Annotated in this window: 16 protein-coding genes; 5 read left to right on the top strand and 11 right to left on the bottom strand. The window is 66.8% G+C overall.

Annotated features, from left to right (window positions below; all coding sequences use genetic code 11):
* Positions 1-110 precede the first annotated feature (110 nt).
* Entirely contained in the window at positions 111-866 is a 756-nt protein-coding gene (locus tag DB30_RS00085) for a hypothetical protein (protein ID WP_052545863.1), read from the bottom strand.
* 111 nt (positions 867-977) lie between these two features.
* On the opposite strand from DB30_RS00085, the gene DB30_RS00080 reads away from it, so the two are divergent.
* Positions 978-3,044, top strand: a complete 2,067-nt coding sequence (locus DB30_RS00080; RefSeq protein ID WP_052545861.1) for a cation:proton antiporter domain-containing protein — start codon at positions 978-980, stop codon at positions 3,042-3,044.
* A 64-nt stretch (positions 3,045-3,108) separates the two neighbouring features.
* Here the strand turns inward: DB30_RS00080 and DB30_RS41140 are convergent, their stop codons facing one another.
* The 4 genes from DB30_RS41140 to DB30_RS00060 all read right to left on the bottom strand — a co-directional run bounded on the left by DB30_RS41140 (position 3,109) and on the right by DB30_RS00060 (position 8,513).
* The gene (locus DB30_RS41140; RefSeq protein ID WP_052545860.1) at positions 3,109-3,588 is read right to left on the bottom strand and encodes a hypothetical protein; all 480 of its coding nucleotides are present in this window, start codon (positions 3,586-3,588) and stop codon (positions 3,109-3,111) included.
* Positions 3,589-3,948: 360 nt separating this feature from the next.
* Entirely contained in the window at positions 3,949-5,301 is a 1,353-nt protein-coding gene (locus DB30_RS00070; protein ID WP_240480128.1) for a hypothetical protein, read from the bottom strand.
* A gap of 10 nt (positions 5,302-5,311) precedes the next feature.
* Positions 5,312-6,718: a DUF1501 domain-containing protein gene (locus DB30_RS00065; RefSeq protein ID WP_052545858.1), complete on the bottom strand. Its 1,407-nt coding sequence runs from the start codon at positions 6,716-6,718 to the stop codon at positions 5,312-5,314.
* 16 nt (positions 6,719-6,734) lie between these two features.
* A complete protein-coding gene (locus DB30_RS00060) occupies positions 6,735-8,513 on the bottom strand; it encodes a DUF1549 domain-containing protein (RefSeq protein ID WP_052545856.1) in 1,779 nt (592 codons plus the stop codon).
* 411 nt (positions 8,514-8,924) lie between these two features.
* On the opposite strand from DB30_RS00060, the gene DB30_RS00050 reads away from it, so the two are divergent.
* Positions 8,925-9,785 (top strand): hypothetical protein, encoded by an 861-nt coding sequence (locus DB30_RS00050; RefSeq protein WP_052545855.1) that lies wholly within the window; start codon positions 8,925-8,927, stop codon positions 9,783-9,785.
* A gap of 16 nt (positions 9,786-9,801) precedes the next feature.
* Here the strand turns inward: DB30_RS00050 and DB30_RS00045 are convergent, their stop codons facing one another.
* On the bottom strand, positions 9,802-10,944 hold the full coding sequence (locus DB30_RS00045) for a sensor histidine kinase (protein ID WP_146657705.1): 1,143 nt from the start codon (positions 10,942-10,944) through the stop codon (positions 9,802-9,804).
* Between the two features lie 212 nt (positions 10,945-11,156).
* Here DB30_RS00045 and DB30_RS00040 point away from each other — a divergent pair, with 212 nt between their 5' ends.
* Positions 11,157-12,806 carry a zinc-dependent metalloprotease family protein gene (locus DB30_RS00040; RefSeq protein ID WP_052545852.1) on the top strand — a complete coding sequence of 550 codons (1,650 nt, stop codon included), beginning with the start codon at positions 11,157-11,159 and terminating at the stop codon, positions 12,804-12,806.
* Positions 12,807-12,882: 76 nt separating this feature from the next.
* On the opposite strand, the gene DB30_RS00035 is transcribed toward DB30_RS00040, so the two are convergent.
* The 3 genes from DB30_RS00035 to yaaA form a co-directional block, all read right to left on the bottom strand.
* Positions 12,883-14,589, bottom strand: coding sequence for a vWA domain-containing protein (locus DB30_RS00035; RefSeq protein WP_052545850.1), 1,707 nt, complete (start codon positions 14,587-14,589; stop codon positions 12,883-12,885).
* Positions 14,590-14,768: 179 nt separating this feature from the next.
* A complete protein-coding gene (locus tag DB30_RS00030; RefSeq protein ID WP_052545848.1) occupies positions 14,769-15,299 on the bottom strand; it encodes an AgmX/PglI C-terminal domain-containing protein in 531 nt (176 codons plus the stop codon).
* Positions 15,300-15,323: 24 nt separating this feature from the next.
* Positions 15,324-16,115, bottom strand: a complete 792-nt coding sequence (gene yaaA, locus DB30_RS00025) for a peroxide stress protein YaaA (protein WP_052545846.1) — start codon at positions 16,113-16,115, stop codon at positions 15,324-15,326.
* A 162-nt stretch (positions 16,116-16,277) separates the two neighbouring features.
* Between yaaA and DB30_RS00020 the strand changes: the two genes are divergently transcribed.
* Positions 16,278-17,255, top strand: coding sequence for a hypothetical protein (locus DB30_RS00020; RefSeq protein WP_052545845.1), 978 nt, complete (start codon positions 16,278-16,280; stop codon positions 17,253-17,255).
* On the opposite strand, the gene DB30_RS00015 is transcribed toward DB30_RS00020, so the two are convergent.
* Complete coding sequence (locus tag DB30_RS00015) at positions 17,252-17,797, bottom strand: hypothetical protein (RefSeq protein ID WP_052545844.1); 546 nt, start codon at positions 17,795-17,797, stop codon at positions 17,252-17,254. The genes DB30_RS00020 and DB30_RS00015 overlap by 4 nt on opposite strands.
* Positions 17,798-18,132: 335 nt before the next feature.
* On the bottom strand, positions 18,133-19,899 hold the full coding sequence (locus DB30_RS00010; protein ID WP_240480133.1) for an IgGFc-binding protein: 1,767 nt from the start codon (positions 19,897-19,899) through the stop codon (positions 18,133-18,135).
* A 183-nt stretch (positions 19,900-20,082) separates the two neighbouring features.
* Here DB30_RS00010 and DB30_RS00005 point away from each other — a divergent pair, with 183 nt between their 5' ends.
* Positions 20,083-21,669: a hypothetical protein gene (locus DB30_RS00005; RefSeq protein WP_052545841.1), complete on the top strand. Its 1,587-nt coding sequence runs from the start codon at positions 20,083-20,085 to the stop codon at positions 21,667-21,669.
* Positions 21,670-22,370: the final 701 nt, after the last annotated feature.

Raw genomic sequence — 22,370 nt, 5'->3', positions numbered from 1 at the left:
GTCGCCGTCGCCGTCGCCGTCGCCGTCGCCGTGGGTGCTCGAGGCGTCGCTGCTGGTTCCCCCATCGGCATCGCCCGCCGCAGGATTTGGGGAGCGGCTCGCCGTCGCGGTCAGGGCATGGAGGGTTGAACGGGCGCGGTGCCCAGCTCGACGTCTTCATCAGCTTGATCGCCGCTGCAGTTGGCGCCCGCGAGATCCGTGTAGACCGGCGAGCGAGCACCCTGGACGAACAGCGTTCCGCAGCCGCCGGATCCGAAGTCCTCGGGGTCGTTGCCTTCGCAGGGCTTGCACAGCCGCTTCAACCCGCTGGTGTCACACACGAACGCCTCGTCGCAGAACCGGGCGCGGCAAAATTGGTCGCGCACGTCTTGTCCGGCGATGTTGGCGGCGCCGCCCACATCGGGGCCATAGACGGCGGGCGAGCTCGCGTTTGGATCATCACAGATCCCATCTTCACGAACCTCGAGCCCGGCCTCGCAGCTGACTCCATCGATCGCAGGGCAGCCCTGCATGCCCTGCGCCCCACCCAGGCTCGGGTCGCACTGACCGTACATGATCCGCGACAGGTCGTTGGTGGCGTCGGCCCACAGCAGCGCGAAGGGGTGATCGTCGGGGTAGGCGCCCGGGCTGCACTCGACCTGCTCGAAGTAGGGCGCGCAGATCTTATCGGTGTCTTGGGGCTGATCCTGACCGTAGACGCACTGAAGCCGCCAGCGATTGTCCTCGAGCTCCGGGCAGTCTTGGCTGGTCTTGCACCGGATCACCCCGTCGGCGCCCTCGCCTGGCACGAAGATCACCGTGCACGCGCTGGCGACCAAGCCGGCCGTGAACACGAGCACGAGCACGATTGCGACAGGACGACGCATGTTGCGGCGTGACGACCCTACGCAGCGAGCCAGCGGATCGCAAGCGCGCGGATCAGCGAGCTCCCAGACTGGGGCTTGCCCTACCGGCCAACCTTAGTCATACCAGCCGGAGTGAACCACCTCGTCGTCGACCTCGCTGTGGTACTGAGCGTCGCCGCGCTCATCAGCGTGGTGTTCCAGCGGCTGGGTCAGTCAACGGTGCTGGGTTACCTGTTCGCCGGCCTGGTCGTCGGCCCCTACATCCCGGTCCCGATCTTCGCCGACGCCGGGCGGATCGCGGCGCTCTCGGAGCTGGGCGTGGTCTTGGTGATGTTCGCGGTCGGGCTCGAATTCAGCATTCGCCGGCTGCTGCGGGTGCTCCCCGTCGCGGGGTTCACGGGCCTCGTCCAGGTCTGCGCGATGATGGGCCTTGGATTTGGGCTCGGGGAGGCGCTTGGGTACACCACGATCGAGAGCGTGTTCTTGGGCGCCTGCGTGGCGATCTCGAGCACAATGGTCGTCGCCAAGGTGTTCGACGAACACCCACCCGAGGGCCGCGTCCGCGAGCTGGTGTTTGGCGTGCTCGTGGTCCAAGACCTCGCGGCGATCGTGTTGGTCGCGGGTCTGACCGCGGTCGCGGCGGGGGCGGGGCTGTCAACGGACGTGCTGGCCTCGACCTTGACCAACCTGCTCGGCCTGCTCGTGGGTCTGACGATAGCGGGGCTGTTCGTGGTGCCCCGGGTCATCCGCTACATCGCGGATCTCGACAAACCAGAGACCCTGGTCGTGGCCGCGGTCGCGCTGTGCTTTGGGATGGCCGCGCTGGCCGAGTCACTGGGTTACTCGGTCGCGCTCGGGGCCTTCTTGGCGGGCATGCTGGTCGCCGAGGCTGGGCGCACCCACCAGATCGAGCACCTCGTGCATCCGATCCGGGACATGTTCGCCGCGGTGTTCTTCGTCTCGATTGGAATGTCCGTTGATCCAATGCTGGCGATCGAGCACGTGGGCGTGGCCCTGCTGGTCGCGCTGCTGGTTGTCGCCGGGCAATTTCTGACGGTCAGCGCCGCCGGCATTCTCAGCGGCAACGGGGTCCGCCGCTCGATCACGGCGGGGCTGTCGCTTGGGCAAATTGGCGAGTTCGCGTTCATCATCGCCGCGATCGGGGCTTCGGCCGGCGTCGTTGGGCCCTTCTTGCAGCCGGTCGTGGTCACCGTCGCCGTGATGACCGCGTTCACGACTCCACTGATGGCGCGGATCTCCGGGCGGGTCGCGGGCGCGGTCGACCGCGCGCTACCGCAGCCGCTGCAGACCTTTGCGAGCCTGTGCGAGTCGTGGTTCGAGGCGGCGCGGCGGGCCCCCGTCGGCTCCCGGAATCGCTCGCACCTACGCAACGCCGGCATCGTGATCACCATCGACGCCACCGTGATCGCGGCGATCTGGGTGGTCATCGCTCGCTGGGGCATGCACCTTGGCGCCATGCTCGGCGCGTCGCTGGGGCTCGCGGGCCCAGTGCCAACGCTGCTGGTGACGGGGGTCGGCGTGCTGCTGACCCTACCGCTGGTCGCGGCCGCTCTGCGCTCGGCTCGACGCGCGGGGCAGCTGTTGGCCGAGCGCGTGTTCCCGGCCCGTGACCCCGGTGCCTTCGATCCGGGCGCGGCCCCGCGGCGGGCGTTTGTGGTCGCGGTCCAGTCCATGGTGATGATCGCCGCCGCCGCGCCGATCATACTGGCGCTCGCCCCCTTTACCGGCGTCCCGGGTGCGCTGGCTGGCCTGGGCCTGGTGACGGTGGTCCTGGGCGTGCTGTTTTGGCGCTCGGCGACCAACCTCCAGGGTCACGTGCGGGCCGGAGCCGCGGCGATCGTCGATCTGCTCGGACGCCAGATGGCCGACGAGGCCGCCAGCACCAACCTGCCCACGGTCGACCAGCTCTTGCCGGGGTTTGGCTCGACGAGCAGGGTCGTCGTGCCCGACAACGCCAGCGCCGCCGGGCAATCATTGGCTGCCCTCAACGTCCGCGCCACGACGGGGGCCACCATCCTGGCGATCTCCCGCGATGGGCAGACGCTCAGCGTGCCGTCTGGCCACGATCTCGTGATCGCGGGCGACGTGATCGCGCTCGCGGGGGCCGAGCACGCAGTCGAGGCCGCCACGCTGCTGCTCACGCGCCAGGTCGACGAGCCGCCTGCAAGCGACACATAGGCTCGATCCTGCGGGCCGAAGCGCTGCGCGCCTGCTGTTGGGATCGGCTCAACCGGCGGTCGACTCAACCACTGTCGCCGTCCCCGTCGCCGTCGCCATCCCCGTCGCCGTCGCCGGTGTCGCCATCCCCGTCGCCGTCGCCATCCCCGTCGCCATCCCCGTCCCCGTCGCCGTCGCCGGTGTCGCCATCCCCATCGCCATCCCCGTCCCCGGTGTCGCCATCCCCGTCGCCATCACCGTCCCCATCTCCAGCGGTCTCGGTGCCGCCGGTCTCCGTATCCGGCGCTCCAGTCGTGGGCGGTGGCTCCTTGCACTCTGGCGTCAGGCACCGACACACCCCCTGCTGGCAGGTCAGATAGTCGTCGCACTTGTCACCGGCCGCGCACTCGCAGTCGAGGTCACCAACGATGCAGCCGTAGTCCTCGGCCGCACCGTCGTTGTAGGTCTCGAGCGAGACGTCGGGGCTGGTGTTGCAGCCCAGTCCAAAGCTCGAGCCGATCAGGGCACCCCAGAGCAGGAGTCGGGCGTAGTCCGCAGAAGCCATGTCCGCGAGTATACGCAAGCTGGCGGCGCAGCGGCACGTGCTTTCAGCTCGGGCGAGGGCTTCTCGCCCGCTTGCGGACGCTTTCCTAGACTGGTTCACCGAGGGCAGCGAACTGTTTTCAGCTCGGGCGAGGGCTTCTCGCCCGCTTGCGGACGCTTTCCTAGACTGGTTCACCGAGGGCAGCGAACTGCTTTCAGCTCGGGCGAGGGCTTCTCGCCCGCTTGCGGACGCTTTCCTAGACTGGTTCACCGAGGGCAGCGAACTGGTGGCGACGATCGCGAACGAGCCGAGCGGGTTCAGACCGGCTCGGCTCGTCGCGGCACGCGGCGCCATGGCCACGAACCCTGGGGGGCCCCAGCGCTACTCGTTCTCGACCGCGCCGTTGGTGATCCACGTGAGGATGTCGGCGATCTCGGCCTCGCCAAGCGTGCCCTCACCCGTGAGCGGGTTGTACGGCATGGGGTTGCCCTCGATCGCGTCGTCGCCGATCAGCTTGAGGTACAGATAGCTCTGCTCGGGCGCCCCGGGGGTGATCAGCGCGAGCTCGGGCACCTGCGTGGAGGGCTCGAGCAGGCGCAGGTACACATTGTCCCCAACCAGGTTGAGCCCGGCCTGCGGTGAGTCGCCGCCGTGGCAACCGCCACAGTTGAACTCGAGGATCTTGGAGATCCGCGCGGCCCAGGTCACGCCCTCGCCCAGCAAGTTGAGCCCGGCCGGATCATCGCTGTACGAGCAGTTAGCGTAGTCGATGCCGCGGTTGAGGTCGGCCTCGGTGCCCTGATCCGGGAACCCCTCGACCAGGCAGAACAGCGCGAGCATCTCGGGGATCGTGAGCGGCGAATTGGCAAGCGGCATGCGCGAGCCAGGGATGTCTTCGCCGGCCATGGTCCCGCGCAAGCGCGCGATCAGATAGCTGGTCTCGGGGGAGCCGGGCTCGAGCAGGTGGACGGGGTCGTCTTGCCGCGCGCCAAACACGTCGTTGCGGTTGGCGTCGCCTTCAACCACGCCGACCGAGAGCAAGCTCTGGACCTGATCGAGCTGAAAATCGCGGACCTCGCCGATGACGTGGGTACGCCCCGGGAGGATCGACCACAGCGTGGAGTACTCGGCGAAGGTGAAGTCTTCGACCTTGCCGTCGTTGATGAAGGTCCGCTGGAACTCGCCGCTGGTGTAGACCTCTGTCTGCTCGCCGGGGATGGGGTCGGCGAGGTGGATGTGGAGGCCGGGCGCGTCTTCGGGCGGCAGGCCCTCGCCGGTGTAGTACTCGCCGGGGATCGACTCGATCCAGCCGATCTCGATCTGCCCGGTGTTGACGCCGCCGCCGGAGATCCGAAACCGATCCCCGGGCCGCTCGCAGCGATCGTAGACCGACTGATACTCGCCGTACTGCACGTTGCAGCTGGCCCCAAACGCGTTGACGAAGTTCGCCGGCGTCCGCAGATCCGGGAACTCCTTGCTGTTGTGACAGACGCCGCCGTTGGGCGTGCAGGTCCGCCAGATGACCTTTTGGTGCAGCTCGATCCCGGTGCGAAAGTTGGACTGGGCCTCGAGCACGAACTCGTCGTCACCCGAGTAGGGCGCGGGATCGTCGGGAGCCTCGGTCTCGGGCCGCTCGGGCTCGAACTGGATCTCGCCGGGGTCGAAGCTGGTCCCGACGGTGCAGCCGCCCACCACGAGCAGGGCAGCTGAAAACAGTTTGCGCTTGGCGATCATCATGGTGCTCCTAGGCGAACAGATCGTCGAAGGGCTCGTCGGCCGGGAAGAAGGGCGAGTGGTCACAGCCAAGCGCGTCGAACATGGTCTTCATGGTTGAGCGATAGCTGGGCACCTTGCCGGTTGGCGACAGATCCCCGGCCGCGGTCGCGCCGATGCTGGCACCGCCCGCCGTGATCGGCCCGCCGAAGAAGGGCATCGACATCCACCGGGTCGCGTAGTCGCCACCGTGGTCGCTGCCGCGCGCCGAGTTGAACCGGCCGCCGCGGGTGCTGCGAGAGAACTCGCTGCCGATCGTGACGATCGTGTGATCCCAGTAGGTCCCGCCGTCGGGGTGGGTCATGGTCTTGAGCGCCCAGAACAAGCCCGACAGCACCCGGGTCAGCTCCTGCAGGCGACCCGGCAGGGCGTCCTCTTCGCCGGAGTGATAGTCGTAGCCGCCCTGATCCAGGTACACGGCCGGGCACCCGTAGTGGAACAAGCGTAGCGCCAGCCGCAGGTTGCTCGAGGTCCCGCCCTGGCCAAACACGGTGGCCAGCTGCGCGTTGCTGACCCCGTCAAACGGCTCGGTTGAGCCGTTTTGGATCTTGAGCGGGTCGCTGGAGAAGATCTCTGCGTAGGCCTTAGTCGCCTCGCGCGACTGCAAGTAGGCGTCGACCGTGGGGTAGTGCGGCTGCTGGACCCGGTCGCGGTAGCGCAGGTCGTAGTCGTTGGTCATCGTGCGCGCCCAGTCGGGCAGCAGCTCGTCGGTGTTGAAGCCGAAGCGATCCAGATCATCGCCACGCATGACCGGCGGCCGGTAGGCGGCGTACTCACCGATGCCGCGGCCCATGCCGGGCTGGCCCATGATGATCGCGGGCAGCAAGGTGACGCCCTCCATTTGGGCCAGCGCGTAGCGATCGCGCAGGCCGTAGTTGATCATCGTGAACAGCCCGGTCTGCCCGTTGACGTGGCCCGTCAAGTAGCGCTCGAGCCCGGTCTGGTGGTTGCCGTCGGCCGAGCCCGCGAGCGGCTCGTGATCCACACAGGGGATCACGGCGACCTCGTTGGTGACGTCGGTGAACTTGGGCACGCCCAGGTTCTGAAGCTCTTGGGTGTACCAGCTGCCGTCGCCGGTCGCGGTCTCGAGCAGCTTGCCGACGCCCCAGTCGGTCCCGCTGGCGACCCCGTTGGCCGTGCCCCACGGGCTGAACTCTTCGCCAACGTCCGAGTTGAACGCGGTCGGGAACCGGAACCCGCCCGACAGGCGAATGCAGATCAGGTGCTTGGCGGTGCCAAACCCGATCGTGTTCGCCCGGGCCTTGGGGATCCACAGGTACGGAGCCCCAAGCGCAGCGCCGGTCGCGACACCGCCGAGCCCCGCCGCCTTGAAGAAGCCGCGCCGACTTGTCTTGAATTTCTTGTCTTGCGTGGTCATGGTTGGCTCCCGAGGTCTAGTAGAACAACATCTCCGCGGACGAGAGCAGCGCGAAGCAAGTCGGCCGCGCGAAGCTCTCTGCGGTGCAGGGTTTGGGCGTGCACTGATCGGCGTAGAGCTCGACCTGCGAATACTCGTACTCGCTGGGCTCGCGCCCGTAGAACAGCCGCGTCTGCCGGGCCACGATCTCTTGCGCCGTGTCGACCGTGAGCGCGGTCTTCGAGTCCATCCCGTCCGGCAGCAAGATCGAGGCGCTCACGCCCCCACCTTGCAGCGCCGGATCGCAGATCTCTGCGACGTAGGCCTCTTGGACCGCGGTGTTGAGGATCGACACGGTCGTGAAGCGCCCGCCGATCTCGTTGGTTGGGCAGCCGCCAAGCGTCTGCGCGAGCCCGCGGTAGTCGGTGACCAGCTCCCGATCCTGGTTGATGATCCAGCGCGAGTTGTTGACCAGCGCGAAGGTCCACCCGTTCGCGCCCATGTCCTCGTTCAGGTAGTCCTCGGGGTGCGAGATCCGGTGGTCGCACGTCGCGAGGTCGGCGCCCGTGGTCCGCTTGATCGAGTCGAGCCAACCCTCGGGTTGGATCTGCTTGAGCGGCCCGTAGGTCCAGCGAAACGCGCTCTCTTCGTCCAGGCCTTGGTTGCTCTGCAAGTAGGGGATGGACGTGGCGACCGCGTAGTGGACCGCGCGAATGTCGGCCTCGTTCTCGAGCAGGTACTCCACCAGCTGGTGGCGGACCTCTTGAACCTCGGTGCCAAGGTCGTAGCCAAGGTACTGCATGAGCACGTCGTCGACGGCCGCCTCCCAGAAGATCGACTGCTGCGCCATGATCCGACCGGGCAGCTGCACGGCCTCCCACTCGTCGGCGCTCATGTAGCCGCTCCACATCAGCCCCTCTTGTTCGCCGTCGATCTCACGGCGATCATCGGGGTCGAGCGTGAGCTTGTTGTAGCCCCACAGCACGCTGGTGCAGGCGCCCGCGTCGGTGTCTTGATCATCCGCGCCGGTCTGGCACCGGTAGTTGAGGTACGCGTCGGGGACGGTGCCAAGGTGCGAGTGATCGCGGTAGCCGTTGGACCACACCGAGTACAGCCGGCCCATGTCAGCCCGCTCGCTCTCGTAGGGCGGGCGGTGCAGGAACAGGCGGAACGCAGCCTCCGCGCGATCGCCAGCGGTGTCGTAGCGACGAACCAGGACCGGGTGCGAGGCCGTGACCGAGGCGAACAGATCCCACGGCACGTAGCCCTGGTAAGCCTTGCGAACCAGATCGTCTTGGTCGTACACGCGCTCGACGTTGACGATCCGGTTGTTGTAGAGCAGCAAGTCGGCCCAGCGCTGCTGCTGGACCAGCACGAACTCGTCGGTGGCCATGAGCGCCTTGACGGTCTCGCTCCAATCCTCTGTGTTGCACACGTCGTTGATCTCGGCCGGCGTGGGGTAGCGGCCGATCATGTCGACGTAGAGCTTGCGACACGCGAACCGACGATCGACCGGCTGCGTGGCCAGGCCAACCCCCCACAGGCTCGTGCAGACGCCCCGGTTGACCGGGTTGGTCAAGCCAAGGTCATCGCAGTACGACTGACACATCACGTCGCACTCGAGCGGACCTTCGGCGGGCGGCGGCGTGTCACGCGGTGCCGGAGGTTCGTCGTAGCCCCCAGGAAAATTGCCGTCGGTGATTGGACCGCCGTTGCCAACCAACTCACCCGGACCGCGCTGGGGGTTGGCCGGATCCATGCCCTCCACTTGCAGGCAGCCGGTGGTGCCCAAGCCGACCAGCGTGGCCATGGTCATGAGCGCGACGAGTTCGCTACCAACGAGCGCCGTCCGCAGGCGGGCGAGAAGGTTTGGCCGAGCTGAAACCAGGCGGTTGGACCGATTGATCCGGTGGGACCGAGAATTCGAGGCTGCGTGCATGAGGCTCCTGTGCAGGTCGGCATCGGGACGTGCTCGCTCCAAGCGGGCAAGACGCGTCAATGCTCGGCAATGATATGTGTACAAATGCGCCGCGCCCAGCCTTCGCCGAGCCTCAATCACGGGGATCTGGCGTGGTCATCGACCCCCAGGTCCAGACCCCCGCGCGATCGCGGTGACGATTTGGTGGGGTGGATTGCTGTCCATGCACGCACGCATCCGGGCCTGGAACCGCTCGCTACTTCCATCTAGTGCTTTTGGGCCACCGCCGGCCGCGGTATCTTCCGGCCCATGAAGCTCGGCCAAGTTCAGCGTTTCGTGGTGTCAGCGTCGGCGATCGCGGCCCTCGCCCTGCCTGCGAGCGCCCACGGGTCCACTGGCGACGAGGAGTTCGACGCCCCCGCGAAGTCCAAGGGCAAAGCCAAGGCCGAACCAGAGCCAGAGGCGGCGCCAGAGCCGGAGCCGGAGCCAGAGCCCGAGCCCGTCGCCGACCCCGAGCCAGAGGTCGACATCGCCGCGAGCATCGATGACACGGCCAGCTCCGCGCGCGGGGGCATGAAGGGCCGGGTCGGCCTCGGCGGAACGCGCTCGCTGTCCGGCGTCAACGGGATCTCGCTGCGCTACTGGGCGGCGCCCAAGTTCAGCCTTGGCGCGCTGGTTGGCTTCGCAACCTTCTCCCACAAAGAGCCCGACGACAACGGCGACTATCAGCAGACCCGCACGGTCGGCCTGCTCGGGGCCGGGCTGCAAGGCTTCTACTGGCCCGTCGTCGGCGACCGCAACAAGTACATCTCGGCTGACTTTGGGTTCGGCGCCCGCGGCGTCGTGTACGTTGGCTTTGGCCCGGGCGACGACAACCCCGACACCCTCGATCGCCCAATGGAGATCGACGTCGAGATCCCCATCACGACCAGCGTGTTCATTGGCGACTCGGTCGCGATCACGCCAGAGTTTGGGTTCGTGGCGCGCATCATCCCGGGCAACCGCGAGCCGGACGAGCAAGACAACTCGGACAGCAACCCTGGCAGCGGCGCCGGCGAGCGGCTCGGCACCAGCAACGGACCGGGTCTCGGCTTCGAGCTTGGCGAGCACGGCGGCGTGTTCTTCGGTCTGTCGATCACCTATTACTTCGGCGCCAACAAGCACAAGTAGACTTTCAAGAGCCCCCTCACTTCGTGCTCGCGCCAGCCAAGCCCGGCTCGAGCTTGGCCTGCTCGGCGAAGCTTGGCAGGTGCACGCGAAAGGTGGTCCCGCGCCCACGCACGCTCTCGCACACGAGCTCGCCCTCGTGGTTGCGGATGACGCTGGCGGCCACCGACAGCCCCAGCCCCGTGCCCGCGGCCTTGGTCGTGAAGAAGGGCTCGAAGATCTTGCTGGCGACCTCGGGCGCCATGCCCACGCCGTCGTCGGTGACCGTGACGATGACCGTGTCGGCTTCGCCGGGCTCGACCGCGACAAAGATCCGACCGTGGCCGCGCGCTGGCGGGATCGCTTGCGCCGCGTTGGTCAGCAGGTTGACGAACACCTGGGTGAGCTTGCCACCGTCGCCGCAGATCGGCGCGACCCGCTGCTGCTGAAACTCGATCTTGGTGCCGTCCTCGAGCTCGCCGCGGCTCAGCTCGATCGACGCCTCGACGACCCGTCGGATGTCGACGGACCGCATCGAGCCGGGCCGGTCGCGCACGAACAGCTGCAGCTCGCGCGTGATCTTGTGAATGCGCTCGACCCCCTCGCGCGACTCCTCGAGGCTGGTCCGCAGCCGCTCCCAGATCTCGGCCCAAGCCGCCTCTTCCCCCTTCGCCGAGCGCAGCTGCTGCAGGTCGTCTTGGGCAAACTCGAGGTTGCTGAGCAAGTACGTGAGCGGGTTGTTGATCTCGTGCGCGACCCCAGACGCCAGCGCGCCGATCGTCGCAAGCCGATCCGCGCGGGCCATGTGGGCGTCCATCTCGGCTTCTAGCTTGGCTCGCTCGCTGTGGGTCCGGCGCTGGGTCTCGAGCTCGAGGCGCGTGCGCAGCGTGCTCAGGTAGCCGATGACGAGCCCAACCAACACCGTCATGAAGTGGCCGACGACCGTCGGGGGATCACGCAGCACGTCGCTCAGATCGAGGCTACCGAGTGCCAGCATGCCAAGGCTCAGCGGCAGCGCGGCGAGGCCGGCGTAGATAGCCCCGCGCAGCCCAAACACCCACGAGGTCGCGCACACTGGAATGCAGATGACCATCGCCAGCGAGCGATCCTGGACGGCGTTGAAATAGAGCGCGACGGTGATCACCAGCCACGTCCCCATCACCATCCTGCCGGGCCAGCTCACGGTTCCAGCCTACACTCTTCAATGAACAGACGTAATTCAGATGACCGTATGTTCGTGACCAGAACTGGCTATACAGGCAAAATTAGGGTGGCGAATGGCATCTCGTGTGGTGCTAGAAGTCTGGATTGGGTATCCATGGCCATTTAACTGGCAAGATCAGGAATGAAGGGCCCATCTTCCGTCCTAGCGTGGATTTGCGTATGTTAGGCCTGATGTTCCTACCGAAGCTCAACCGCGTGGCCACCGGGTTGGCCGTGCTCTCGCTCGCCTTGCTTGGCTGCGGCAGCGACACGACTGACCCGACACTCGACGACGCGACTGGCGACGGCGACGGCGACGGCGACGGCGACGGCGACGACACCTCGACCAGCGAGGACACCTCCGATCCCACGCCCATGGAGCAGTTCCCCGCCATGGGGATCTCGATCACCCAGGTCGAGGCCAACCAGGGCACCGCGGTGATCATTGGCGAGAACGGAGAGTGGGTCCCTGGCGCCGAACGGCTCGCGCCGCTGGTCAAGAACCGCGACACGCTGATCCGCGTCCACTACGAGATCGACCCGAGCTTTACCCCGCGCGAGATCGAGGCGCGCCTGCTGCTCGAGCTGCCCGACGGCACGACCACGACCCGCACCCAGGTCCGCCAGATCACGGGCCCGAGCCAGGCCAACACCCTGCAAGAGATCTTCTACTTCGGGCTGGTCGCCGAGCAGGGCGAGGTGGCCCCGGGCATGACCTACAAGGTCGAGCTCCACGAGGTCGAGGCGGGCGCGGGCACAGGCGAGACCGAGGGCGTGTGGCAGACCCCGGCTAAGCCCGACCAGGTCGGTATCCAGCCCGAGCCGGTCGAGCTCAAGATCGTGTTCGTCCCTTATCACCACCTGTACGAGAACATCGATCGCGTCGCCCAGACCACCGACGAGACGATGAAGATCATCACCGACGCGCTGTTCGAGCAAAACCCGATCGAGGAGCTGATCTGGGAGGTCCACGAGCCGGTCCTGTGGGAGCTGCCAATGGACAACCTGGGGTCGGTGCTGGGGCCGATGTCGGCGCTGCGCGACAACGAGATGGCGTTCCCGAACGAGTACTACCACGCGCTGTTTCCGGTCCCGAACGGCGGCGTGGCCGGGGTCGCGGGCGTGGCCTCGGTTCCCGGCGACGGCAAGGGCGAAGGCGAGAGCCGCGTATCCGTCAGCGCGCTCGGCAACAGCCCCAACAACACCGCGGGTACGGTCGTCCACGAGATCGGCCACAACGAGGGCCTGCAGCACGTGTTTTGCCCGTTCGCCGCCGCCGCGAGCCCAGACCCGACCTACCCCTACCAGAACGGTCTGCTCGGGACCTGGGGGTTTGGCGTGCTCAGCTTCAAGCTGTACTCGCCCGACAACCACTACGACTACATGAGCTACTGCGGGCCTTCGTGGGTCTCGAAGTGGAGCTGGACCAAGACCTTCACCCGCGCGAAGACCCTGACCAGCTGGGACTACGCGGACGCTGGCAGCGGCGGGTTCGACCTCACCCTGGGGCCCGCTGGCTACGAAGAAAAGCAGCTGCTGATCGGCTCGATCAACGGCGACGCCACCGAGTTTTGGTGGACCGCCCACGGCACGCTGCCGGCCAACGCTGACGTCTACGGTGACGACTACGATCACTACATCGAGCTGCGCAACGCCGGTGAGCTGGTCGCGCTGCTGCCGGCGATCGTGCGCTACACCAACGACTACTCGACCGCGTGGCTGACCGCCGAGCTGCCAACCGAGCTCGAGGGGCTCGAAGGGATCGACGAGATCGTGCGCTTCGACGACCTGCAGCAGGCTCACTCGTTGCCCAAGAGCCGCGTGCAGCTGAGCCGACGGTAGGCCACAAAGCAAGATACGCCCACGAGCCTCGTGAGCGCATCTTGGCAGCCCGACCGCGCGGGCGGAGCTGGCTGGCTCAGCCGCCGATGCCGGGGCAGCTGACGTTCTCGAAGTCGGCGAGCGAGCAGGTCGCCGAGATCGAGGTTCCGCCCACGGCCGGGAACCCAGGCCGACGCTCGACCTTGAACTCCAAGTTGTAGTTGAGGTCGACGCACTCGTCCGACATGTCGTCGGCCGGCGAGTTGGTGATCCCCATGTTGTCGGTCAGCAGCACGTAGCAGACGTTCACGCTCGGACCGGGCATGGTGTAGGCGCCGTCGCCATCAACGATGTAGCCCGCGGCGTCCTTGAGGCACTCCTCGATCTTCACGTCGTTGCCGTCGCCGGGCGGGTCCTCTTCAACGGTGCACTCGGGCTCGACGATCTCCGTGGAGGCGTCGGTGTCCTTGACGCAGTTGGCGTAGCAAGCCGGCTGGATCTGCTCGCGGATGCGATCGGCGATCGCCACCATCGCGTCCGAGTAGTCTTGCTGGCAGATCGAGAACATGTTGCCAGGCGTGAACTCCTCGACGAGGTCGCGCAGACGCACGGGCGGGACCGCCTGCACGGGCTCGGCCGGGTTGATCGGGTTGGGGGCCTCGCAGCCAGGTCCGATGCCAAAGCTGTTTTGGAACATGGGGTTGGTGCCGCCGACGTCGCCGTAGAAGGGCGTGCCGTCATTCGCCACGCCGCCGATCAGCGCGACGATGACCTCTTGCGCCTCGTTGACCTGTTGCTTCTCTTTCTCGAGACCGTCGAGCAGGCCAATGTAGCGGCTCATCGGATGCAACACCGCTTGGCTGTTGTCGACGCCGCTGTTGCCGTTGACGTCCTTGTTGACCGCGCTGCAGGTGTCGTAGTTGTTGGGATCGCCCTCGCAGTCGACGCCAGCGTTCCAACACACCGCAGAGGTCGGGAACGCGGCGGCTGGATCCGACCAGAACACGCGGTTGCCGTCTTGCTTGAAGATCTCGGCGTAGGTCTTGTTGTACGAGCAGTCGGCCTCGTCGGTCACGAACACCACCGCCAGGATCGCGCTGGCACGCAGGAACCCGTAGCTGTCCACCTCTTCGGCGTTCTGGGCTCGGATCAGCGCGAGGTACATCGACTCGAGCTGCGACTCGAAGCCGCACCCGTTGATGCCCTGCGGCCCGAAGCACTTGAACGCGTCCTCGGTGCTGGTGCCCTCGGGGATGTTCTTCTTGCCCTCGATGTTCTCGAGCCACTTTCGCGGCTTGGGCGTGCTGTCGTAGTCGGTCGTGCTGGGCAGCACTTCGAGCGCGTCCGCGTCGAGCGTACAGATGTCGTTGCAGGCGAGGTCGGTCACGTCGGTCTCGCCACTGTTGAAGATGAAGTCGCCAATTCGCGACTTGCACGAGCTCAGCACCAGGTTGCCGGCCTCGGGCGTGGTCGCACCGAGTCCGCACCACTCATTGCCGTTGTCGGAGGTCGTGATCCCAAGCCGGTAGTTGGCCTCGACGTCTTTTTCCTCGAGCTTCTGGATGAACGAGCCAAAGTTGTTGGCGAGGATCGCCTGCTCCTCACCCATGGAACCGGAGTTGTCGATCACGAACAGGATGTCGACGTCCTTGTTGACCGTCAGCTGCACCGGGCGGGTCTTCTCTTCGCCCTTCTCGAGCTCGACCGGCTTGAGCGGGTGGTTGAGACAGCCGCTGGTCATGGCCATCGCCATGGCGCAGCCGGTGAGGAGGGTGAGGGTGGGTCCAAGGCTGAGGCGTGACATGTTCTTGCTCCGACGACGCAAATCGATGAGGTGGAGCCTGACCAACTGAGGTCAGGCTACGGTCACTCAAAGCAAGGTTGGGGCCAGCCGATTTTCTTAGTGATTTTACAAGCGAAGCGGGCCCGAGCGCCAACCGCACGTCAACCTGGTTGGCAGTTGGCAGCCAAACTGCCAACTACTCAGATCGCCACGAACTTGGCCGAGAAGGTGACCTCGGACGCCTCCGTCCCGCGCTGCGGGTCAAACACCCAGCTTTGGATCTCGACGCGCACACAGGCCGCGACCGCCTCGCTGCCCACGGTGTCGGACTCGATGATGACGCCGCTGACCTCGCCGCTGGGCTCGATCGTGATCGTGTAGGTCATCTTGCCGGCGAGCGTGGCGTCGTCGACGAGCGCGGCTTCGTAGCAAGCTTGGAGATCGCGGAGGTAGGTCTGGATCGAGGCGCGCAGGGCCTGCTTGGTCTGCGCGTCGGCCTCGGGATCGGGCTCCGGCGCTGGTGGAGGTTGCGACGCGGGCGTGGGCTCGGGCTCCTCGACCGATTGCGGATCGGGCTGCGGATCTGCCTGCGGATCTGCCTGCGGATCTGCCTGCGGATCTGCCTGCGGATCCGCCTGTACATCAGGCTTGATCGTCCGAGCCGGAGTGTTGACACAGGCGACCATCGCAACCGCGGTCGTGAGCGTGACGAGCCAGGCGAGCGAAGCCATCGCGGCGATCTTACTCGCCCCAGCTCACTTGGCGACGGGGATGAATTTGCGCGAGAAGATCCAGCGCGTGTCCGTGGATCGAGCCGCGTCAAAGCGATAGCGATCCAGCGCGAAGTCCTTGAGCCCCTCGGCGCGATCGAGCCGCTCCGTGATGATGTAGCGGGCCATCGTGCCCCGCGCGATCTTGGCCAAGAAGCTGATCACCTTGCCCTCGTCGGGGCGCTGCTTGTAGTCCTCGAACACGCAGGTGATCGTGCGCCGGTTGAGCTGCTTGGCCTGCACGGCCTTGAAGTACTCGTTGCTGGCGAGGTTGATCAGGCTGGGGTCGGGGTGGCCCTCGAGCGTCGCGTCGATCAGCTCGCGGATCCGAGAGCCCCAGAACTGATAGAGGTCACGACCGCGCCGGGTGGCCAGCTTGGTGCCCATCTCGAGCCGATAGGGCTGGATCAGATCCAAGGGCCGCAGCAACCCGAACATGCCCGAGAGGATCATGACCTTATCCTGCGCCCAGCCAAGATCCGTGGCCGACAGCGAGCGGGCGTCGAGCCCCCGGTAGACGTCGCCGTTGAACGCCAGCGCGGCCGGCATCGCGTTGTCTGGGCCAAACGGCAGCTCGAAGCTGTGGTAGCGATCGTAGTTGAGCTTGGCCAGATCAGCGCTCAGGTGCATCAGCTCGCGGATCTTGGTCTGGCTCAGGCCCCGGGTCGTACGCATCAGCGACTCCGCGTCCTTCATGAGCGAAGGCGTTGTCGGGTGAACGGACGCGGACGCTGGAGAGAAATCGAGCTTCTTGGCGGGAGACAGGACAGCGAGCATTGGGCGGTCGCAGGCTACTCGATGCGTGGAAGCGAGAACAGCGTACCCTGGCCGCAGTCCGTCATCGTGCGAGTCTTCGCTGCCCACGGTGAGCCAGTCGACCCGAGCTGAAAACTATCTCAACCCAACCAGCCTCGGCGCAGTAGGCTGGTGGACGCAGCCATGCCGCGACCTCGCCAACCGTCACGCCACCTTTCACCGCGCGCCACCGCGGCGCTGTCCTGTCTGCTCGCGTGTTCGGGCACGATCGCGTGTACCACGGCGCCCGGTGACGAAGACGCCGACACCAGCGTCGTCGAGCCCGGTGAGCTCGACGGCGCGTGCCCGCTCAACGAGCGCGTTGGCCTGTTCAGCGTCGTCCACGAGGCCGACTACTCGGCCGTCGACGGCGAGATCAACGAAGCCGTGATCCCGGCGACGATCGTGCAAGAGACGCTCGCGGCCGGTGGCTGCCAGCTGCTCACGCGCGACAACCCGTTTTGCGATCCGGCGTGTGGAACCGGCGAAGCCTGCACCCACGCGGGCAGCTGCATCCCCTACCCCGAGCGACAAGACACGGGCACGGTCACGATCGACGGGCTCGCGGTTGGCGTCGTCATGCAGCCGCGCGCGGACAAGCGCTACTTCGAGACCACCCTGCCGCACCCGGTGTTCAGCCCGGGTACGGCGATCCGCCTGACCAGCAGCGGCGGCGAAGTTGGCCCGCTCGAGCTCAGCGGCCGCGGGTTTGCGCCGATCGAGCTGGCCAAGTCCGCCTGGATCGCGCAGCCCGGCCAACCGCTGATCGTCAATTGGGTGGCCGAGGACGACGGCGAGGCGCGCTTCTATCTGACGATCAACGTCGACCAACACGGCATCTCGCCGTCCACGCTGGTCTGCGAAGGCCCGGACACCGGCAGCTTCGAGGTGCCCGCCACCATGATCGACGCCCTGCTCGACGCCGGCATCTCGGGGTTTCCCACCGGCCACGCGTACCGGCGCACCGTCGACTCCACGATCACCGACAATGGCTGCGTGGAGCTCCAGGTCCGCTCGCACCGCGACGCCACGCTCGAGGTCGCAGGCCACACACCGTGCACCGCCACCCCCGACTGCCCCGACGGGCAGACCTGCGACATCCCCAACCAGACCTGCGTTTAGAGTGGGGGCTTACCCCGCCGACGAAGACCGGGGACCAGCAACAGCATCGGCAGCGTCATCACAGCCCAGGGCGAGACTGGTTGAGCCCCGACGCTGCAGCCACCGCCACCGCCACCGCCACCGCCGCCACCCATTGTGCCGCCGCCGTCCTCATCCTGGCCGGTGTCGGCCGGATCCTCTGGCGGATCCTCGTCGACGTAGACCGTGACGCTCGTGGCGTAGCCGGTGTCAGCCACGAGCTCGAACAGATGTACGCCCTTGGCGAGCTCGATGTCAGGGAAGGTGCAGCCTGCGTCGCAGGGCTGCGAGCCAACCGACTCCCCGCCAACGAACACCTCGACCGACGCGATCGGCTCGTCGTCCACGCCCTGGTGGACCCCGACCTCGGCGTCGATCGTCACGGGCGCGCCCTCGTAGGCGGCGTTTGGCAGCGGCGCGATAAACCATGCAGAGGTGAAGTCGCCGGGAATACCCCCGGTGTCGCCACCGCCCGATCCGGTTGCGAGCGCGTCGCCCGAGGCAAGCGCAAGACTCGCGGTCATCGCAACGAGAAGAAATCCTTTCGTGAGGCGCACGGCTCTATCGTGCCCCAAACCTCGCGCATCGATCACTGCTCGAGCCAGATTATTTAGCCTGGCCCACGAAGCTCGCGCAGCGAACCCGGTCACTCGCGGGTCGGCGCCTCGGTCTCGCCACGCTCGAGCACGACATCGGCGACCAGCGCCTAAACACAGGCAGCTGGCGCGCGGCCGACGAAGCGCAGGCGGCAGCCTGGAGAGGCGAACCGCTGAATCCCACGCACCAGTATCCCGATCCAGCTTCGGCCTCGCTCCTTGTCAGGAACGGCCCGAGACGCACCCTGGCACGGTCCGCCTCTCTAGGGGATGAAGATCACTTCGGCCTTCATGCCGCCCATGTAGCCGTAGCCCGCGGAGTTTTGCTCGGCGCTGATGAAGTCCGAGTAGCCGTACTGCACGATGCCAAACGAGCCGGCGCTGTGGATCTCGTGCGGGCCCTCGCCGACCTCGACCGTGGCGATCTCCCAGTCCCCAACCGGTGTCCAGCCGCTGACGCTGGCGTCGTCGAGCAAGACGTCCGCGGTGCCGCTCTCGCGGATCACCTGGACGTAGTGCACCTTGTAGTTCTTGCCGGTCGAGAACAGGTAGCGATCCAGGAACTGGGCGGTTGGGACCATCTGGATCATGGCCGGCGAGCCAACGTTGTTGGCGTTGTCGTAGTGCCCGGTCACGTACTGCACGGGCATGAACGCGCCGTTGCCCTCGAACACCAGATCCGTGCCGGCTGGGACCACGATCTCTTGCCAGTCGCCGCGCTTGGCGAGGTTGATCGGCGTGCCTGGCTGGGCGGGGGTCACGTTGATCGTCACGTCGTCGTCACCCGCGAACACCCGCCAGTAGTGCTGCTCGGCGCCGCGCACTGGCGAGGCCGGGCCCACGTACTTCTGCCCCCAGTAGTCGAGCGGCAGGTTCTGCTCCATCGCAAAGTCCGAGCCGTAGTTGCAGCTGCTGTCGGCGACGTCGTTGCAGCCCGGGACCACGCCGCCGCACCAGGGCAGCCGCAGCACCCGAACCGCCGAGACCAGCCAGATCGGCTTGTCCGCGCTGACCACGGTGCCCGACAGGTCCTGCTCGCACTTGAGCCGGTCGTACTTGATCGAGGTGTCGATGCGGATGTTGTCGTAGCGGTTGAGCAGCTGGGTGCCGGAGTTTCCGGCGTCGACGAAGTCGAGCGGCCACCCGTTGCCGGCCGTCTCGACGCTGGGATTCCACGTCACGGTGGTCTGGTCGTGCAGCGCGATGACGGTGAAGTAGTTGGGGGTCTGCCACGCGCCGTGGCTGTAGACCACGTAGTCGTTCTGCATCACGTTCTCGGGCAGCAGCAGGGTCGAGCCGTTGGAGTTCTGGCCCTCGTAGGGGGCGTGCAGGTAGCCAACGACGGGCAGATCGCTGACCGCGTGATAGACCACGCCCGAGCGATACAGCGACGTGTCTTGCTCGCCCTGGTAGATCGTGATCTCGGGGTCGAGCAAGAAGGTGTGCTGCTCGCCCGGCGGGATCACGATCGGGCCCTCGACGACCTCTTCTTTGTGGCTTCCGTAAGGGATGAAGCGCAGCTCGACGGTCGCGTCTCGGTCGATCTGCGGGTTGCCAATGACGATCGCGTCGGCCGGCTTTTCGGTCACGTTGAACGGCAGCGTGGCCTGGTACATGCTCGTCGTGAAGAACGAGCAGCCCTCCGAGGACGACGAGCCCTCGAGCTTCTCACACGGACCCGCACACACGGTGATGGTCTCGCCCTCTTCGTTCATGATCGTTGGGTCGCACTGCTCGTAGCCCTCGCAGGGGACCTGCTCCCACGCCAGGCCGGTCGGCTCGCAGATCTCGAGGGTGTCGAGGTCGGCGCAGCGGGTCTCGCCGGGCATGCAGACGATCTGCGGGCTCTCGTCGCCGCCGTCGCCGTCGCCGTCGCCGTCGCCGTCGCCGCTGGTGTCGTTGTCGCCGTCCCCGTCGCCGGTGCCGTTGTCGGTGCTTGGCGGCTCTGTGCAGGCGATCGTGCTCGCGGCCAGTAGTAGCAGCGGCGCGAGCAGGCGCAGGGTTCGGGGCTCGAGCAAGGTAAGACGCATCACCCACGATCGATAGCACGGCCGCGTGGGTGTCCGCGCTGTTTTCAGCCCGCACGAGCTTTCTCGCCCGCTCCCGGTCGCCTCAGCGTCCCGGAGCCATGGCGTGCAGCGAAGTCTCGCCCTTGCGCCAGGACCGGCTGGGCGGGCACGCTCCGCGCAGGTCCGCCCCAAATTCTCGTTCCCGTGTCACGAGCCCCCCTCACCCTCCGCGCCTTCGCGCGCCAGCTGCTCGCACGGCTGCGCGAGCATCCGCGCGGATCAGCGCTCGCGCTCGCGCTGGCGTGCACCTTCGCGTTCTTTGTCGGGCCCCCCGCCTGGAACCAAAATTCGCGCCTGGCGCTGACCCGGGCGCTCGTCGAGCACGGCAGCGTGCAGATCGACGACTGGCACGTGACGACCGGCGACAAGAGCTACCGCGACGGGCACTTCTACAGCGACAAGGCGCCGGGGACCTCGCTGCTGGCCGCGCTGCCCTACGCCGGCTTTTACGTGGCGCGGCGGGCGACCGGTGGCGAGCTGCCGAGCGTGCGGGTCCAGCCGCTGGATCCGGCGGTCGAGGCCGCTGGCCTCACGCCTGCGCCCGAACAGCGCGAGCCCGGTGACGTGTTGGTCTACAACCCCGCGACGCTGGTGGCCCTGTGGCTGTGCCGGATGTTCGCGGTCAGCCTGCCGACGCTGGTGGCCGGCGCGCTGTTTTATCTGCTGATGTTGCGCGAGCTCGGCGGGGATCGGCGGACCGCGACCTGGGCGACCCTCGCGTGGTTGTTGGCGACCCCGGCGCTCGGCTACGCCTGCGGGTTCTATGGCCACCAGCTCACGGCGGATCTGCTGATCGCCGGGTTTGCGTTGGTCGTGCTCAGCGACGCGCACGAACGGGTCGCCGCCTCGTTGCCGATCTTGGTCGGCGCGCTGCTGGGGTGGGCGGTGCTCAGCGAGTACACGGCCGCGATCCCGGTCGCGTTGATCGTCGCCTGGGCCAGCTGGCGCCGCGGCCCGCGGTTTGGCGCGTGGGTGTGCGTGGGCGGGCTGCCGTGGGCGCTGGTGCTGGCTGGCTACCACGCGTGGGCGTTTGGGGGGCCGCTGAAGACTGGCTACGACTTCGTGTACCTCGACGAGTTCGCCGCGGGCATGGCCGTGAACTACGGGATCGGGCGGCCGGATCTGGCCGTGCTCGGGCAGCTGCTGTTCGGCAGCTACCGCGGTCTGTTCTACCTCTCGCCGGTGTTGTTGCTCGCCGCGTGGGGGCTCGGGCTGCGGCTCGTATCGGGGACGCGCGCGCTCGCCAAGTCGGACGCCGCCGAGTCGGACACCGAGGCGGCGTCGCGGGAGGCTGCGTCGGACCCAGGGTCGGCAGCGCCATTGCGGCGCGGCGACCTGTTGCTGGCGGTTGCGATCATCGCTTGGTACCTGCTGCTCAACAGCGGCTATTACATGTGGGACGGCGGCGCGTCGTTGGGTCCCCGCCATGCGGTCCCGATGTTGGCCTTTTTGGCAGTGGGCTTTGGACCGGCGTTGCGACGGGTTCCCTGGGCCACCGCGGTGCTTGGGGCCGTGGCGTGTCTGCAGATCGTGCTGATCACCGCGGCCGGGCCCGAGGCGCCGAGCCACGGCAACCCGATCTGGGCGTATGCGGTTCCAAAGCTGTTTGCGCCGTCATCTCCGGGTATGGCGACGAATTTGGGGCGGCTGTTGGGGCTGCCTGGGCCCGTGAGCCTGCTTCCGTTAGTTGCGCTGTGGTGGCTGCTGTGGCCGAATGGAGCCGACCCGTGAGCCTAGGAGGACCGGACTCGGAGTCGCCGATTTGGTCGTTGGATCACGTTAGGAATAGGAGGACCGAGTGCACACTAGGAGGACCGGACTCGGAGTCGCCGATTTGGTCGTTGGATCACGTTAGGAATAGGAGGACCGAGTGCACACTAGGAGGACCGGACTCGGAGTCGCCGATTTGGTCGTTGGATCACGTTAGGAATAGGAGGACCGAGTGCACACTAGGAGGACCGGACTCGGAGTCGCCGATTTGGTCGTTGGATCACGTTAGGAATAGGAGGACCGGAGGACCGGACTCGGACCGGAGGACCGGACTCGGAGTCGCCTGAACGGGAGGACCGGACTCGGAGTCGCCGATTTGGAGGACCGGACTCGGAGGACCGGACTCGGAGTCGTCGATTTGGTCGTTGGATCACGTTAGGAAAAGGGGGAGCGGAGGAGGACCGGACTCGGGAGGACCGGACTGACTCGGAGGACCGGGAGGACCGGAGGACCGGACTCGGAGTCGTCGATTTGGTCGTTGGATCACGTTAGGAATAGGAATAGGGAGGACCGGACTCGGAGTCGCCGATTTGGTCGTTGGATCACGTTAGGAATAGGGGGAGGAGCGCCACCCGGAGGACCAGACTCGGAGTCGCCGATTTGGTCGTTGGATCAGTGATTCGCCCACGGACCAGGCGAAGACTAGGCTGCCCCCACAAAAA

The sequence above is a fragment of the Enhygromyxa salina genome (assembly GCF_000737335.2).
Taxonomy (GTDB): domain Bacteria; phylum Myxococcota_A; class Polyangia; order Nannocystales; family Nannocystaceae; genus Plesiocystis; species Plesiocystis salina_C.
The sequence above is the reverse complement of the archived record's forward strand: the minus strand, read 5'-3'. Positions and strand labels throughout refer to the sequence as shown.